The sequence below is a fragment of the Streptomyces sp. SCSIO ZS0520 genome (assembly GCF_025643355.1).
GTDB classification, from domain to species: domain Bacteria; phylum Actinomycetota; class Actinomycetes; order Streptomycetales; family Streptomycetaceae; genus Streptomyces; species Streptomyces physcomitrii.
The window spans coordinates 534,953-550,326 of sequence record NZ_CP092644.1; the positions used below are offsets into that span (position 1 = coordinate 534,953).

Annotated in this window: 13 protein-coding genes; 8 read left to right on the top strand and 5 right to left on the bottom strand. The window is 73.0% G+C overall.

Annotated features, from left to right (window positions below; all coding sequences use genetic code 11):
• Positions 1–3: 3 nt before the first annotated feature.
• Positions 4–1,341, bottom strand: a complete 1,338-nt coding sequence (allB, locus tag MID12_RS01935) for an allantoinase AllB (protein ID WP_040246323.1) — start codon at positions 1,339–1,341, stop codon at positions 4–6.
• 287 nt (positions 1,342–1,628) lie between these two features.
• The gene (locus MID12_RS01940) at positions 1,629–1,943 is read right to left on the bottom strand and encodes a DUF5955 family protein (protein ID WP_040246326.1); all 315 of its coding nucleotides are present in this window, start codon (positions 1,941–1,943) and stop codon (positions 1,629–1,631) included.
• Between the two features lie 278 nt (positions 1,944–2,221).
• Between MID12_RS01940 and MID12_RS01945 the strand changes: the two genes are divergently transcribed.
• Both MID12_RS01945 and aceB read left to right on the top strand, forming a co-directional pair.
• The gene (locus MID12_RS01945) at positions 2,222–2,848 is read left to right on the top strand and encodes an NTP transferase domain-containing protein (RefSeq protein WP_263164461.1); all 627 of its coding nucleotides are present in this window, start codon (positions 2,222–2,224) and stop codon (positions 2,846–2,848) included.
• Positions 2,849–3,088: 240 nt separating this feature from the next.
• Positions 3,089–4,708, top strand: a complete 1,620-nt coding sequence (gene aceB, locus MID12_RS01950; protein WP_040246327.1) for a malate synthase A — start codon at positions 3,089–3,091, stop codon at positions 4,706–4,708.
• Positions 4,709–4,731: 23 nt separating this feature from the next.
• Here aceB and MID12_RS01955 read toward each other — a convergent pair whose 3' ends face one another.
• The 3 genes from MID12_RS01955 to MID12_RS01965 all read right to left on the bottom strand — a co-directional run bounded on the left by MID12_RS01955 (position 4,732) and on the right by MID12_RS01965 (position 7,973).
• A complete protein-coding gene (locus tag MID12_RS01955; RefSeq protein WP_263164463.1) occupies positions 4,732–5,643 on the bottom strand; it encodes a HipA family kinase in 912 nt (303 codons plus the stop codon).
• Positions 5,644–5,910: 267 nt separating this feature from the next.
• Positions 5,911–7,056 (bottom strand): N-acetylglucosamine-6-phosphate deacetylase, encoded by a 1,146-nt coding sequence (nagA, locus tag MID12_RS01960; protein ID WP_263164465.1) that lies wholly within the window; start codon positions 7,054–7,056, stop codon positions 5,911–5,913.
• Positions 7,053–7,973, bottom strand: a complete 921-nt coding sequence (locus MID12_RS01965; protein ID WP_263164467.1) for an ROK family protein — start codon at positions 7,971–7,973, stop codon at positions 7,053–7,055. Before MID12_RS01965 ends, nagA begins: the two co-directional genes overlap by 4 nt.
• A gap of 359 nt (positions 7,974–8,332) precedes the next feature.
• Between MID12_RS01965 and MID12_RS01970 the strand changes: the two genes are divergently transcribed.
• The 6 genes from MID12_RS01970 (at position 8,333) to MID12_RS01995 (ending at position 15,250) form a co-directional block, all read left to right on the top strand.
• A complete protein-coding gene (locus MID12_RS01970) occupies positions 8,333–9,805 on the top strand; it encodes a trehalose-6-phosphate synthase (RefSeq protein WP_263164468.1) in 1,473 nt (490 codons plus the stop codon).
• Positions 9,795–10,949 carry an MFS transporter gene (locus tag MID12_RS01975; RefSeq protein ID WP_263164470.1) on the top strand — a complete coding sequence of 385 codons (1,155 nt, stop codon included), beginning with the start codon at positions 9,795–9,797 and terminating at the stop codon, positions 10,947–10,949. The genes MID12_RS01970 and MID12_RS01975 overlap by 11 nt, the downstream gene beginning before the upstream one ends.
• Positions 10,946–11,827, top strand: a complete 882-nt coding sequence (otsB, locus tag MID12_RS01980) for a trehalose-phosphatase (RefSeq protein WP_263164472.1) — start codon at positions 10,946–10,948, stop codon at positions 11,825–11,827. The genes MID12_RS01975 and otsB overlap by 4 nt, the downstream gene beginning before the upstream one ends.
• Positions 11,828–11,852: 25 nt before the next feature.
• Positions 11,853–13,034, top strand: coding sequence for a glucose-1-phosphate adenylyltransferase family protein (locus tag MID12_RS01985; RefSeq protein WP_263164474.1), 1,182 nt, complete (start codon positions 11,853–11,855; stop codon positions 13,032–13,034).
• A 225-nt stretch (positions 13,035–13,259) separates the two neighbouring features.
• On the top strand, positions 13,260–13,898 hold the full coding sequence (locus MID12_RS01990) for a helix-turn-helix transcriptional regulator (RefSeq protein ID WP_263164476.1): 639 nt from the start codon (positions 13,260–13,262) through the stop codon (positions 13,896–13,898).
• A 161-nt stretch (positions 13,899–14,059) separates the two neighbouring features.
• Positions 14,060–15,250: a glycosyltransferase family 4 protein gene (locus MID12_RS01995; RefSeq protein WP_263164478.1), complete on the top strand. Its 1,191-nt coding sequence runs from the start codon at positions 14,060–14,062 to the stop codon at positions 15,248–15,250.
• The last annotated feature ends 124 nt before the right edge of the window (positions 15,251–15,374 follow it).

Genomic DNA, 15,374 nt, shown 5'->3' on the forward strand with positions numbered 1-15,374 from the left:
GGTTCAGTGCGTCCTCTCCAGGAGCCGTCCGGTGGGCTCGGCGAAGTCACCGTCCGCCAGGATGCGGCGGCCCCGCAGCCAGGTCTGGGTGACCACGCCGTACAGCTCCTTGCCCGCGTAGGCGGTGACCGGGTTGCGGTGGTGCAGCCGGTGCGGGTCGACGGTGAAGCGGCGCTCGGGGGCGAGGACCGCGAAGTCGGCGTCCCGGCCCGCCTCGACGGCGCCCTTGCGGTGCAGTCCGGCGAGCGCGGCGGGCGCCGTCGACATCCAGCGGGCGACGTCCGCGAGGCCGAAGCCGCGGGCGCGGGCGGCCGTCCAGACGGCGGGCAGGCCCAGTTGGAGGGAGGAGATGCCGCCCCAGGCGGTGCCGAAGTCGCCGGTCTTGAGCGCGGCGGTGGAGGGCGAGTGGTCGGAGACCACGCAGTCGATCCAGCCCTCGGCGAGGCCCTGCCAGAGCGCGTCCTGGTTGGCGGCCTCGCGGATCGGCGGGCAGCACTTGAACTCGGTGGCGCCGTCCGGCACTTCCTCGGCGGTGAGGGTGAGGAAGTGCGGGCAGGTCTCCACGGTGAGGCGGGTCCCGCGGCGCCGGGCCGCGGCGATCTCGGGCAGCACCTCGCCGGAGGAGAGATGCAGTACGTGCACCCGGGCACCGGCCCGCTCGGCCGCCGCGATCAGCCGGGAGACGGCCCGGTGCTCGGCGTCCCGCGGCCGGGAGGCGAGGAAGTCGGCGTACCGTCCGCCGCTGGGCTCGGGCGCCCCGGCCAGCTGCCCGGGGTCCTCGGCGTGGACGATCATCAGCCCGTCGAAGGCGGCGGTCTCGGCGAGGGCGGCGTCCAGCTCCGCGGGCGCCAGCGGCGGGAACTCCTCGACGCCCGAGGGCGAGAGGAAGCACTTGAAGCCGAAGACCCCGGCTCGGTGCAGCGGGCGCAGTTCGGGGGTGTTGCCCGGGACGGCGCCGCCCCAGAAGCCGACGTCGATCTGCACGCGGCCGCGCGCGGAGTCCTGCTTGGTGCGCAGATGGGCGGCCGTGGTGGTGGGCGGCAGCGAGTTCAGCGGCATGTCGACGAGGGTGGTCACCCCGCCCGCCGCCGCGGCCCTGGTGGCGGAGGCGAAGCCCTCCCACTCGCTGCGCCCGGGATCGTTGACATGCACGTGGGTGTCGACGAGGCCGGGCAGCAGCGCCTGCTCCCCCAGCTCGACGAGGCGGGCACCGGGCGGCACCGCCGCGTCGTGGCCGCGCACCGCCTCGATGCGCTCGCCGACCACGTGGACGGCGGCGGGGCGCGGCCCTTCGGGCGTCAGCACCCGCGCGGACCGCAGGACAACTCCGGGCTCGGGCACCGGGGACCCCTTCTCTCCGGCGCCGTGCGCGGGGCCGGCGCGAAGAATTCAACGTTCTGTTGAAGGAGTCTTCACTCCGGTCCGGGGCCCGTCAACCACGCCCCGTTCCGAAACGCGCTGTCCACGGGCGCGTAATCCCTCACGGACCCGGCACCCCTCGCCCGTCGTCCGGAACCCGTGCCCGGTTCGCCCGGCATACGTTTCCCGGAATCGCTCGACGGACTGCACCCGCGCACTCCACCCCCGGGTGCAGTCCACCGGCTCCTTCCCGGGCTCGATCCCCGGGCTCAATCCACCGGCAGCTGACCGAAGAGTTCCACCGCCCGCCTGACCTGGGCGAGGCCGCCGCTGAGGGCGCTCACCGAGCCCGCCGAACCGGCGATCAGCAATAAGGACCGTCTGAGTCGTCTGAGTTCGGGTGTTCCTGAGTTCGCCATCACCTGCAGCGCCGCGAGTTCGTCCTCCGCTATCGCCCGCTCGGGGAATTCCGAGGGATACACCGCGAGTTCCCGCCGCAGGCGGGAAACGGCCTCGCGCAGTGCCGTCACCCTCGAGTCCTCGCTGGTTCTGACCACGGGCGTCTGCCCCATGCTCCGCAACACAGTCTCAAGCCCCCTCGCACGTCCATGTGCGCCTGTTGTGCCCCTGTCCTGCTCTTGCGCGTCCCCCGTCGCCCCGGCGGGTTGTAGGGCACCGTTCGGGGTCGGGCCAGTAAACGCCACCGGACGGCCCCCGCGCCACAGTGCAGACGGAAATTCAACTCCCCTGTGGCTGAAGGGAATCGATACCTCCGCCCGCCGCCGCGGCACCGCCCGGGGCCGGGCACGTGTCCCGCCGCCGGATGCCCCCGGACCGGCCCGCCCTGCGGTATGCAGGAGCAATGACCTCCCAGGGACCCGGCACCACCCGCCCGCCCGTGATCGCCGGGCTGCTGCTCGCGGCCGGCGGCGGGCGCCGGCTCGGCGGGCGCCCCAAGGCGCTGCTCACCGACGGGGACCGCCTCCTCGTCGAGAAGGCCGCCGACGCCCTGCGCGCCGGGGGCTGCGCGCCCGTGCACGTGGTGCTCGGCGCGGGGAGCCGTGAGGTGCGGCGCTCGGCGCGGCTCGGCGGCTGCGTCCTGGTCGAGAACCCCCGCTGGCAGGAGGGCATGGGCTCCTCGCTGCGGGCCGGTCTCGCCTCCCTCGGGCCCTCCCCCGCCGGGGCTGCCCTCGTCCTCCTCGTCGACCAGCCCGGGATCGGCGCCGAGGCCGTACGGCGGGTGCGGGCGGCGTACACGGGACCCGCTTCGCTGGCCACGGCCGCGTACGGGGGACGCGCCGGGCACCCGGTGCTGCTCGGGCGCGACCACTGGGCCGAGGCGGCGGCCGGGGCGGTGGGCGACCGCGGCGCCCGGGACCTGCTGCGCGCCCGTGCGTCGCAACTGCGGCGGGTGGACTGCGGGGACGTGGCCGAGGACCACGACATCGACACCCCGGCGGACCTCGCGCGCCTCGAAGGACCACCGTGAGGGGCCCCGCCCGCCCGGTCGGCCGCGGTGCCCGCCGTCCGGTATGCGCCACACCGGCCACTCCGGTACCCCGACGTGGCGGGGAGGCCTCTCGCCAGGCACCGGGCCACGGCCGTACCGTGCACCTCAGGGGCCGTGCGGCCCCGGGCGGGCGCGCACCGTGGGCGCGGTGCGCGAGCCCGGCCACCGCTACGAACACGGAGCAGAGCGCACCATGGAGCAGAAGGAAGTGAGCCGCTGATGCCGGTACCCGTGCCCTCCCCGGCCGTCATCGAGGCCCCGGCGCTGCCCAGGCAGGACGAGGTGCTCACGCAGGCCGCCCTCGTCTTCGTCGCCGACCTGCACCGGCTGTTCACCGCGCGGCGGGACGAACTCCTCGCCCGCAGGACCCGGCGGCGCGCGGAGATCGCCCGTACCGGACGCCTCGACTTCCTGGAGGAGACGGCGCACGTCCGCGCCGACGACTCCTGGCGCGTGGCCCCCGCCCCGGGGCCGCTGGAGGACCGCCGGGTGGAGATCACCGGCCCGACGGACCGCAAGATGACCGTCAACGCCCTCAACTCGGGGGCCCGCGTCTGGCTCGCCGACTTCGAGGACGCCTCCTCCCCCACCTGGCACAACGTCGTCCTCGGCCAGCTGAATCTCCTCGACGCCTACAAGCGCCGGATCGACTTCACCGACGAGGCGAGCGGCAAGTCCTACGCCCTGCGCGCCGACGCCGAACTGCCCGCGGTCGTGGTGCGCCCGCGCGGCTGGCACCTGGACGAGCGGCACCTCCTGGTGGACGGGCGGCCGGTGCCCGGCGCCCTGGTCGACTTCGGCCTGTACTTCTTCCACAACGCGCACCGCCTCCTGGAGCGCGGCCAGGGCCCGTACTTCTACCTGCCGAAGCTGGAGTCCCATCTGGAGGCCCGGCTGTGGAACGACGTCTTCGTCTTCGCCCAGGACTGCCTGGGCGTCGCGCAGGGCACCGTCCGGGCGACCGTGCTGATCGAGACGATCACCGCCGCGTACGAGATGGAGGAGATCCTCTACGAGCTGCGCGAGCACGCCTCCGGGCTCAACGCGGGGCGCTGGGACTACCTCTTCTCGCTCATCAAGAACTTCCGTGACGGCGGGCCCCGGTTCGTGCTCCCGGACCGCAACGCGGTGACCATGAACGCCCCCTTCATGCGCGCCTACACCGAACTCCTCGTCCGCACCTGCCACAAGCGCGGCGCCCACGCGATCGGCGGGATGGCCGCGTTCATCCCCTCCCGGCGGGACGAGAGCGTCAACAAGGCGGCCTTCGAGAAGGTGCGGGCGGATAAGGACCGGGAGGCGGGGGACGGTTTCGACGGCTCCTGGGTGGCCCATCCGGACCTGGTCCCGGTCTGCGAGGCGGCCTTCGCGGGCGTCCTCGGCGACCGCCCGCACCAGAAGGACCGCCTGCGCGAGGACGTGGCGGTGGGCGCCGACGACCTGCTCGCGGTGGAGTCGCTGGACGCGCGGCCCACGTACGCGGGTCTGGTCAACGCCGTGCAGGTGGGCATCCGCTACATCGAGGCCTGGCTGCGCGGCCTCGGCGCGGTGGCGATCTTCCATCTGATGGAGGACGCGGCGACCGCGGAGATCTCCCGCTCCCAGATCTGGCAGTGGATCAACGCCGACGTCCTCTTCGAGAACGGCGAGAGCGCGACCCCCGAACTCGTACGCCGCCTCGCCGCCGCGGAGTTGGAGGCGCTGCGGCTCGAACTCGGCGAGGAGACCTACGTCAACGGCAGGTGGCAGCAGGCCCACGACCTCTTCCTGCGCGTCGCCCTCGACCGCGACTACACGGACTTCCTCACCCTGCCCGCCTACGAGGAACTCACCGGCTGAACTCCCGCCCCCGCCGCGCCCGTTCAGCGCGGCGGGGCCTGGCGCCGGTGCTCCACGGCGGGCTTCCCGTGCAGGTCCGGTACCTCCTTGAGCCAGGCGGGGCGGCCCGCGCGGGTGGCGGCGCTGCGGCGTTCGTCCTCGGCGGCCAGTTGCTCCGCGCTGCGGAAGGAGGTGGGCAGCCAGGCCTCCGAGGCGCGGGCCCGGGCCGCGAGCCAGCCCGCGTAGGCCGCGCGCACCTGCTCGGCGGTCTCGAAGCCTTCCTCCGGCAGCAGCCACGCGTCGGGGACCAGGGCGGTGATCTCCCGCAGCAGTTCCTCGGTGATCCGGGGCGCGAGGGCGGCGTCGGCGGCCGCGGTGTCGGGGCGGTACCGGCCGAGGGCGTGATCACGGAAGTCGTAGGCCTTGCCCACGCTGGCGGCCGCGGACTCCCAGCGGTGGTGGAAGACGAGGGCGGCCCCGTGGTCGATCAGCCACAACCGGGGCGGGGCGACGCCGCGTCGGGGCCAGATCATCAGATTGGAGCTGTGGACGGTCCGGTCGACATTGGCGGTCAGCGCGTCCAGCCAGACCACCCGCCCGGCCTCGATCGGATCGACCTCGATCGCCTCCGGCCGGAAGTCCGCGGCCCCCGGCAGATGGTCCATCCCGAGGTTGAGCCCCGCGCTGGCCCCCACCATCTCCCGCACCTCCTGATGCGGCTCCCCGGCGGCCACGGCCGGATCGAAGTGGGCGAGCACCAGCTCCGGCACCCGCAGCCCGAGCCGCCGGGCCAGCTCCCCCACCACGATCTCGGCGACCAGCGCCTTGCGGCCCTGCGCGGAACCGGTGAACTTCACGACGTACGTGCCGAGATCATCGGCCTCGACGAGACCGGGCACGGAGCCGCCGGTGTGCAGCGGCTCGATCCAGCGGGTCGCGGTGACCTCTCGCAGCATGTCTCGGATCAGCCCCTCTTCAGCCCTGCGCCCCACGGCCGATCCGGAGAGCACCGAGGAGGGGAATCGCCTCGCCTCCGGCCTCCGGCACGAAGTGAGCAGAGTAACCGAGGGTGATCGGAAGCGAGGAATCCGCCTCCGAGTGCAACGGCACCCAGGGGCGGGAGGCGGCGGGTCGCGGTGACCGCTCGCCGCGAGTCCTCGGACCGTCCGCCCCGGGGCCCGTCCACCCCGTACGACGCGAACGTACCGGCCCCGAGGGCCTGTTCAGATCCACGCGCCTTGCCGCATGACGCGCCGGGGGCGCAGGTCCTCGTCGAGGACGACCAGGTCGGAGACGGCGCCGGGACGGATGGCGCCGATGCCGCCCGGCTGTCCGAGCAGCCGCGCGGGGCGCTCCGAGGCCGCGGCGACCGCCGCCGGGACGGTCATCCGGCAGTCGCGGACGAAATTGCGCACCGCCGCGTCCATGGTCAGGGTGCTGGCGGCCAGCGCTCCGCTGCCGTCCACGGTGGCCCGTCCCTGGTGGACGGTGACGGGGAGCGAGCCGAGCAGGTAGCTGCCGTCGCCGAAAGCGGCGGCCGCCATCGCGTCGGTGACGAGCACGGTGCGTTCCGGTCCGGCGTACCCGGCGGCGATGCGGACCATGGTCGGGTGCACCAGTACCAGGTCGCAGATGAGCTCGACGGCGACCCGTTCGTCGTCCAACAGCACGCCGATCGGCCCGGGTTCCCGGTGGTGCAGGGGGCGCATCTGGTTGAACAGGTGCGTCGCCACCGTCGCTCCGGCGTCGACCGAGGCGCGGATCTGCGTCTCGTCCGCGTCGGTGTGGCCGATCGCGGCGATCACCCCCGCGTCGGTGAGCTGCCGGATCGCGTCCGTCCCGCCCTCCAGTTCCGGCGCGAGGGTGACCATGCGGACACCGCCGCGTCCGGCGGCGAGGAGCCGGTCCACCGTGGCGCGGTCCGGCGGGCGCAGCGCCCTCGCGTCATGGGCGCCGCAACGGTCCGCGGAGAGGAAGGGGCCCTCCAGATGGATGCCCGCGAGCAGGCCGTCGTCCACGAGGTCGGCGAGCCGGCTGAGCTGCGCGAGCAGTTCGGGGACCGGGCCGGAGACCAGGCTGGCCAGCGTCGTGGTGGTGCCGTGGCGGCGGTGCGCGGCGACCGCGGTCGCCAGCTGCTCCGTATCCCTGTCGGTGTACGAGGCGCCGCCCCCGCCGTGGCAGTGCAGGTCCACGTAGCCCGGCACCAGCCAGCCGCCGGAGAGGTCCGTCACCGGCTCGGGGCCCGCCTGCGGGGGCACGGCGGTGACGGTCTCGATCACGCCGTCGTGCACGACGACCCAGCCGGGGTCGAGGACCTTCTCGGGGGTCACCACCCGGCCGCCGCCGATGACCTGCCGCCGCGGTGTCACTGGGCGATCGACTCCCATGCCAGCAGGGCCGCGCCGATGCAGCCGGATTCGGCGCCGAAGGCGGCGCACCGCAGCTCGGGGCGGCGCTGGAAGGTGATCTGCTCGGTCAGCCGCTGGTCCAGGGGTCCGGTCAGCGCTTCACCGGCCAGGGCCAGCCCGCCTCCCAGGACCACGCTCTGCGGGCCGAGCAGCGTGGCGAGGAGCAGCACGCCCCGGGTGAGCGCGGTGACCGCCTCGTCCCAGACCTCCGCGGCGACCCGGTCACCGTCCTGGGCCGCGCGCAGCACCTCGGCGGATCCCCGTACGGTGCGGCCCGCACGTTCGCCGAACCGCCGGGCCACGGAGGCGGCGGACGCCACGTGGTCCAGGCAGCCGCGCTGACCGCAGGGGCACTCTTCGCCGTGGCCGATGTCGACGTGCCCGATCTCGCCCGCGTATCCGCCGGTCAGGGGCCGCCCGCCGAGGATCAGTGCGGAGGCGATGCCGGTGCCGATCGGCATCACCACCACGTCCGTCAAGCCACGCGCCGCGCCCAGGCGCCATTCGGCGAGCCCGGCGGCCGCGACATCGTGCCCGAAGGCGACCGGCGAGCCGACCGCCTTGGCCAGCGCCTCGCGGAAGGGGTAGTCCCGCCAGCCCAGATTGACCGAGTGGACCCCGACGCCGTCCTGGACGATGCCGGGCACCACCACGCCGACCGCCTCCACCGGGCCCTGCTCCCGCTCGGCGAAGTGGGCGGCCAGTTCGGCGACGAGGGCCACCACCGCCTCGGCGTTCTCGGTGCCGTCCGCGCACCGGGGGGTCCTGACGCGCGTCCGCGCCCGTACGGCCGGGTGGTCGGGGCCGCCCTCGACGACGGCGGCCTTGGTCCACGTACCGCCGACGTCGACGGCCAGGACGCGTCCCGGGTCACTCATGGAAGCCCCTTCTGCCTCGGGCGTGCGCGGTGGCGGCCCGCGTCGCACGGCGTCGGGGACGGCGGCGCCATCGGCACAACTGCCCGGTCGGCGCGCAGGAGTTGGGGGCGACGAGGCCGCAGTGGGCATTGAACAGGCCTCGTGGAGGGGCGTCATGTCCCCTGAACAGGTGACCGAGGCCCGGTTCCGCACCCACCGCCCGGCGACCCACCATGGACGGGGACATCCGGGCCCCCGGCGGTCCGCGGAACACCGCCCCGGCCGGAGGGCCGGTCACCCACCACTGTCGTCCCGAGAGTATGCGCGGGTGGGCCCCGGCCGGTGACCGAGGGGAAGCACGCCGCCGATGGAGAGGGCGTATGGCACGTCAGAGTCCAGCAGTCCTGGTCGCGACGAAACCGGCACCGGTCGTCCACGAGCGGGTCGACGAGCGCGTGGTTCCCCGCCTCTCGGTGAGTACGGGAAGCGTGGTCGGGGACATGGCCAGCAGGCTGCGCACCACGGTGGTCGCCAGTGCGGCATCGGAGGAGGACCGCGCGCTCGCGGAGCGCTCCCCGGACGGCGTGACGGTACGGGCGGCGGGCGGTCAGGAGATCCGGGTCCGCCTGGTCCGGCACGCGCCCGAGACCCTTTCCACCGAGCGCTACGGCCTGACCACCGAGGTGCTGTGGCACACCATGCACAACCTCTGGGACCGGTGGAGCGCGCCCTCCTTCGACCGGGCCTCCCGGCGCGCCTGGGAGTCGCTGCACGCCCTCAACCAGGACATCACCGAGGCGCTGCTCGCGCAGTCCCCGGGAGCGGGCTCCGGCTACCTGATCCACGACTACCAGCTCGGCATGGTGCCCGCCCGGCTGCGCCGGGCCGACCCCACGGCCCGTGTGCTCTTCTTCCACCACATCGCCTGGCCCGGCCCCGAGGGTCTGGCGCTGCTGCCGCGGCAGTTCGCCGACGACCTCCTGCGGGGGATGCTCGGTGCGGACGTGGTCTGCTTCTTCGCCCGGCGGTGGTGCAGGAACTTCCTGCGCTGCGTCGAGGACCTGGTGCCCGGGGCGCGGGTCGACCACGACGCGGGGACGGTGCGCCTCGGCGGCCGGGAGGTCCGGGTCGCCGCCGAACCGCTGAGCTACAGCCCGGACGCGCTGAAGGGCCTCCCGCGCTCCTGGCCGAAGGAGCTGGACACCTGGGTGGGCGAGCGGCCCCTCGTGGTGCACTCGGGACGGACGGATCCGATCAAGAACGCGCACCGGGCGGTGGCCGCCTTCCGGATCGCCGCAGAGCACCCGGCCGCGGCCGATGCCCGGCTGCTGCTGCGGATCAATCCGCACCGGCTGCACATCGGCGCCAATGCCGCGTATCTGCGGATGACCGAGGAGGCGGTCGCCGAGGCCAACCGGCACTTCGGCGAGGAGCGGGTCCGCCTGCTGACGGGCAACGACCGGGGTCTGACCTTCGGGGCCCTGGCGAGGGCCGACGCGGTGGTGCTCAACTCGACCGCGGACGGGCAGAATCTGACCGCCTTCGAGGCGATCGCCATGGGAGCGCGCGAGCCCGTTCTCGTGGTGTCCCATACCTGCGGCGCGGGGGAGGTCCTCGGTGACGGCGCCCTGCGGGTGCATCCGCACGACCTGGTCGACCAGGCGGACGCGCTCGTCGAGGCGCTCACCATGACACCGTCCCGAAGGACCGCGGCGAGCCGGGTCCTCCACGAGGCGGCGGCGCGCTTCGCCCTGCCGCACTGGACCGAGCGGCAACTCGGCCTGCTCGGGATCGACATGCCGGAGTCCGCTAGGGCCGCCGTACCCGCGGCGGGGCGTGCGCATGACGCGTGAGGGGAGGCGGCGCGGGGCCCTGCGCGCCGCGTGGCTGGCGTTCGGATGGTTCTGGGGAAGCTGGAGCGCGTTGATCCCGGAGGTCAAGCGGACCACCGGTGTGGACGACGAGTCCCTGGGCTTCCTCCTGCTCGCCGTGCCCCTGTGCGCGCTGCCCGCCATGATCCTCTCGGGGCGCGCCTACGACCGCCGGGGCGGGGCGGTCCTCTCCGGCGGGCTGATCGCGATGGGCGGCCTCGCCCCCGTACTGGGCGGTGCGGGCGACGTGCTGTTCCTGGCCGCCTGCCTCGCGATGCTCGGGGCGGCCTCGGGGGTGGTGGATGTCGCCCTCAACTCCGCCACGGTGGCCGCGAATGCGCGCTCGGGGCGCAACTTCGTGCAGTCCGCCCAGGCCATGTTCCCGGTCGCCGGGGTCGTGGCGAGCGTGGTCGTCGCGGCGGGACGTGAACTCGGGGCGCCGCCCTGGGCGTTGCTGGGCACCGCCACGCTGTTCCTGGTGGCTGCCGCCGTCTCCCTGGCGACGACCGGCGCGGCGGCGGCATCCGCGCCCCGCCCGAAGGAGGGTTCGGCGCCGGTGGGGCAGCGGCAGGTCCTGGTGCTCCTCGGCGTGACCGTCGCCCTGGCACTCCTGGTGGAGAACGCGGTCCAGCAGTGGAGCAGCAACCGGATGGAGTTCGAGCTGGACGCCGCTCCCGGGCTGGCCAGCCTGGCACCGGGAGTCTTCGCGCTCTGCATGTCCGCCGGGCGGCTCTACGCGCAGCGCACCGCCGACGCGACGGCGCTGGTCCCCACCCTGCGCACCTGCGCGCTCGTCACCGGCTGCGGTCTGCTCATCGCCGCCTGGGCGCCCTCACCGCTGGTCGCCCTCGCAGGCTTCGCCCTCACCGGACTCGGGCTGGCCCCGGCGGCGCCCGCCCTCTTCACCTCGGCGGACCGGGCCGTCCCCGAGAACGTCCGAGGCCGCGCGATCTCCATGGTCTCCACCATCGGCTACTCCGGCTACTTCCTCGGGCCGGTGGCCGTCGGCCTCTCCTCCTCGATCGGGGGTCTGAGCGCGGGCTTCACCGTCCTGGCGGTCATCGCCCTGCTCCTGCTCGTTCCCACCCTGTGGCTGCGCGGGCCCGCGGCGGGGACGGCGCCATGAGGCACACCGCGGAAGGCACCGACCGCCCCGCCGACCGGCGCCGGGCACCGGACCGGGCCGTACTCGCCCCGTTCCCCGCCGTGGACACGCTGATCTGCGCCGACCTCGACGGCACCCTCGTTCCGCCGAGCCCGCCCACGCCGGACATGGCGCGGCACACGGCCGATCTCCGTGAACTCTGCGGGCGGCTGCCGGCGCACCCCCGGCTCGCCCTGGTGTGCGTGACCGGTCGCCGCGCCCTCAACGCCCGGGAGATCCTCGCCTCGCCCCTGTGGGTCGCCGGGGTGCACGGCGCGGAATCGCTCGCCCCGTACGCGTATGAAGCCCTGCCGCACCCCCGGTCGGTGCCGCACCTGCCCGCGGTACGGCGGGTGGCCCGGCTCATCCGTGAACTCGCCCTCTGCCCACCGGAGATGCACATCGAGGACAAGGAGGTGGTCCTGGCGGTGCACCACGCGCGGCTGCCCGCCGAGCGGGCGGCGAGCCGGCTGTCCCGGCTGGCCTCCCTGGGGCGCGCCTCGGGCATGGAGGTGGTGGCCGGGCGCGGCTGGACCGAGATCAGGCCCCCCGGCTCGCCCCACAAGGGGGACGCGGTCGCGGAGATGGTCCGGCGGTGGCGGCCCCGGCGGCTTGTCGTGGCGGGTGACGACCACGGTGATCTGGCCATGTTCGAGGCCGCCGACCGGCTGGTCGAGGAGGGCTCGATCGACCGGGCCACCTGTGTCGCGGTCCGGGGCCCCGGAGCGGATCCGGAGTGCCTGCGCCGCGCCCAGGTGGTCCTGGAGGGCCCGGACGCCTGCCGTACCTGGTTCCGCGGCCTTGCGCGCTCCCTCGCCACCGGGGGCGGCGCTCGGGTCGACGTCCCGGCTCGACACTGAGCCGGCCGAGGAGAGGCACAGAGCAATGGAGGCAAGCGTGACGGCCGGGCAGGCGGGCCGGGGGGCGGGCGCGGACGAGGTGCGCGCCGTCCTCCTCGCCGGTGGCGAGGGGCGGCGCATGGGGCCCCTGGGCACCGGTCGGCTCAAGCCCCTCATCCCCTTCGGCGGGACCAGCCGGCTGATCGACTTCAGTCTGGCCAACGCCCGGCGCTCCGGCCTCTCCGAGGTGCTGTTGCTGTCCCAGTACGAGGAACAGCGGCTCATGGACGATCTGCACCAGGTGTGGAACTCCTCCCGGGGCTTCCGGGTCCACTTCGGCCCGTACGACGAGGCGTACCGCCGACTGCCCGCCGGCGAGCTGCCGGAGAAGCTGCCCGAGCCCGGCGGGCCCCGGGAGCGCGGCACCGCCGACGCCTTCCTGCACAAGGCCGCCCATGTGTTCGGCGGCCGTCCGTCGGAGATCCTGATCCTGCACGCGGACCACGTCTACCGCTTCGACTACCGGGACATGCTGCGGGAGCACCGCGCCTCCGGGGCCGCCCTGACCCTCGCCTACCAGCGCATCGAGCGGCGGTACGTCCACCTCTTCGGGATGGTGGAGTTCGACGCGGGCGGGAACCTCACGAACTTCGTCGAGAAGCCCGCCGAGCCGAGCAGCGATCTCGTCTTCGCGGCCTTCTGCGTCTTCGACTCGGCGTGCCTGCAGCGGTATCTGGAGCGGCTCGACGGTACGGACTGGCAGCACGACATCAGCCGGGACGTGATCCCCGCCATGCTGGCGGGCGGCGAGCGGATCCGGGGCCACCTGGTGCGCGGGCACTGGGAGGACATCGGGACGGTGGACCGCTACCTCCGCGCCCATCTGGCGCTGCTCGCCGACCCGCCCACGCTGCCGCTCGACCGGATGCCGCTGACCATCCGGCCGGAGGTCCCGCGGCGCTTCTTGTCCTCGGCCGCGGGCGTACGGTCCTCCCTCGTGCCGTCCGACGTACGCAACGCCGGGCTCGTCGAGCGCTGTGTGCTCTTCCCCGGAGTGCGGATCGGGGAGGGGGCCACCGTCCGCGACAGCGTGCTGCTGCCGGGCGCGGAGGTGCCCGCCGGTGCGCGGATCGACGCCTCGGTCGTCCTGGAGGACGGTTCGGTGCAGCCGGTCGGGCCGGATCGCCCGGAGGACGCCCCCGCCCGGACGTGTCCGGGCATCGGCTGACAGGGCCGATTCAACCTCCCGTCATTTTTGGGGTGCGTTCGTGTCAGTCCTGTAAACATTCGGAAATCTCCACCCTGGCCCTACTCGTGAGCAATTCGGCCGGCCATCCGGCCAGTTGATGAGAGGCGTGGCTCAAGAGCACCGTTGACAGTCCGCGAGTAAGCCAGTTAGCTTGCACACGCTTTCAACAAGTGCCTTTCTTCCGGCGCACCTTGAGGAGGCCATATGACCTCGCAGGATGGCTCTGGCAATACATATGTCTTAGGCGTGGGCATCGTCCACGCAAACCCACTGACGTTATGGGCACTTCGGGAGTTACTTTCCACGCAACCTGATATGAACGTCCTTCTCGCCGAGTCGAGCCTGGGGCGGACGGTTACCACGGGACTGGATGTACTCATTCTCGATCCGCATACCGGATCGAGCGCCTCGGCCACCGGATCGGCCGCCCCCGTCCCACCCCGCCCGCGGGTCCTGATGATGACCCCCGCGGAACCGGGCACCGCATCACCGGAACCTGTCGTTCCCGCGCCGATGAGCCGGCTGAGCGAGCGCTCCAATCCCCGTTCGATCGTCGCGGCCGTACGCGCGGCAGGAACACACCGGGGGCAGACCCCCCTGGATCCCGCGGCCGACACCCTTCTTCCGGAACGCGAACCCGCCGCGCTCTCCGCACGTGAGCGCCAGGTTCTGACGGGCATCGCCAAGGGGCTGACACACGACCAGGTCGCCTACCGCCTCCAGATCAGCCGCCACACGGTCGACACGTACGTCAAGCGTGTCCGCAGAAAGCTCGGGCTGGGGAACAAGGCGGAGCTCACGCGGGCGGCCGTGGGTCAGGAGTTCCTCGCGGCCTCGTGGTGAGTCGCGCTCACCGGATCCGTGCTCCGCACGGCGGACCGCCGCTTCGAGCCGACCACCGCGCCACACCAGAGAACGGTGTTTCTGTGAATGGGGAACTTCTTCCCGGTGTCCTGGTTGTCAACAGCAATTATTTTCCGAGATCCCGCGGGGCGGCCGCCCGAGTGGGCGCCACCTCCTTCGCGCTCGAGGCGGCCGCCTGCCTCGAGGAAGCCGGGGTCTTCTCCGGCGTCATCCTGTACAAAAGGCAGGAGGGTCAGCGGACACCGACGCTGCACCCGGTCACCAGGAACGGCATGCCCTGCGTGGAAATGCGCTTCAACTTCTCCATGCCCACCGGGGAGTTGTGCCGCGCTCTCCGCAGAGCGGCCGAAGAGCTGACCCACCGGGCGGCGGCCAACGCCACGGGCCCGCCCATGCTCTACTACCAGACCGATACGCTGCTGAGGTATCACCCCCGCGACTTACCCGCCTGCGTCACCCATCACGGCCCCTTCTTCGACGACTTCGCGGACCGGTTCTCCACTCAGGACACCTTCCAGGCATTCGGCAGCGCGGAGAAGGCCCTGCACCTCATGCGCCAGCAGGAACGGGGACTTCTCGAACTCGTCGCCGCACGCCATATCTTCGTGATGCAGCACTCCAGGATGCAGCGCGACTACCTGGTCGGACAGGGAATGGATCCGGCGCGCATGCGCGAGGTCAGCCCGCCCATCCGCCCGGAGAAGGTCCCGAGCGTCCACCCGCCGACCGGCATCCTGCGTTTCATCGAATCGGCGCCGCTTCTCCTGTGCACCGCGGTGGCCCGACTCGACTACTTCAAGAACCTCGACCTGCTGATCAGCGCGGCCACGGAACTGATGGAGCGGGGACTTCCCGTGAAGGTCCTGCTGATCGGCGGCGACGAATGCGACGACGTGCTGCGCAAATCGCTCGTCAGAGAAGTCCCGGCACACCACGCCGACAGATTCCTGCTGACCCCGAGACTCACGAAGGGCGAACTCTACGCGGTGTTCCGGACGGCCCGGCGGACCTCGGTATTCGTCTGCACCTCGCGGTACGAGACCCTGGGCATCACCCCGCTCGAAGCAGCGCTGAGCGGCCTCTCCACCGTCGTCCCCGACTCCCGCCCCGTCGAGGCCGCCAGATTCTTTCCCGCCGACGCCCGATACGAGCCCACCGCGAACGGCCTGGTGAAACTGATCGAACGGATCGCCTCCGTGGACCTGTTCCGGCGCGGCGCGGAACTGTGCAGGCTGCTGGAAGGGCAGATCTCCGTCACATGGTTCCGCAGAGATCTGATGCGGGCCTGGCGCAGTTTTTCCGAGATGGGCAGGAGCGCCCTCCAGCAATGAGTCCCGGCCAATCCTCCGGGATACGGAGCATGCCGTTCCGGCCGTCGCGCCGGGCGGTCGGCCCATGTCCGAAAACAATCGATGTCACACCCGAGTTGCTGTTTCGTTAAATGCGCCGTCCGCC

Bases quoted from the DNA above. Each gene is read 5' to 3' on its own strand.
- MID12_RS01945 (WP_263164461.1), top strand. From the start codon at position 2,222: ATGACCTCCCAGGGACCCGGCACCACCCGCCCGCCCGTGATCGCCGGG.
- aceB (WP_040246327.1), top strand. From the start codon at position 3,089: ATGCCGGTACCCGTGCCCTCCCCGGCCGTCATCGAGGCCCCGGCGCTG.
- MID12_RS01955 (WP_263164463.1), bottom strand. From the start codon at position 5,643: ATGCTGCGAGAGGTCACCGCGACCCGCTGGATCGAGCCGCTGCACACC.
- MID12_RS01965 (WP_263164467.1), bottom strand. From the start codon at position 7,973: ATGAGTGACCCGGGACGCGTCCTGGCCGTCGACGTCGGCGGTACGTGG.
- MID12_RS01970 (WP_263164468.1), top strand. From the start codon at position 8,333: ATGGCACGTCAGAGTCCAGCAGTCCTGGTCGCGACGAAACCGGCACCG.
- MID12_RS01975 (WP_263164470.1), top strand. From the start codon at position 9,795: ATGACGCGTGAGGGGAGGCGGCGCGGGGCCCTGCGCGCCGCGTGGCTG.
- otsB (WP_263164472.1), top strand. From the start codon at position 10,946: ATGAGGCACACCGCGGAAGGCACCGACCGCCCCGCCGACCGGCGCCGG.
- MID12_RS01985 (WP_263164474.1), top strand. From the start codon at position 11,853: ATGGAGGCAAGCGTGACGGCCGGGCAGGCGGGCCGGGGGGCGGGCGCG.
- MID12_RS01990 (WP_263164476.1), top strand. From the start codon at position 13,260: ATGACCTCGCAGGATGGCTCTGGCAATACATATGTCTTAGGCGTGGGC.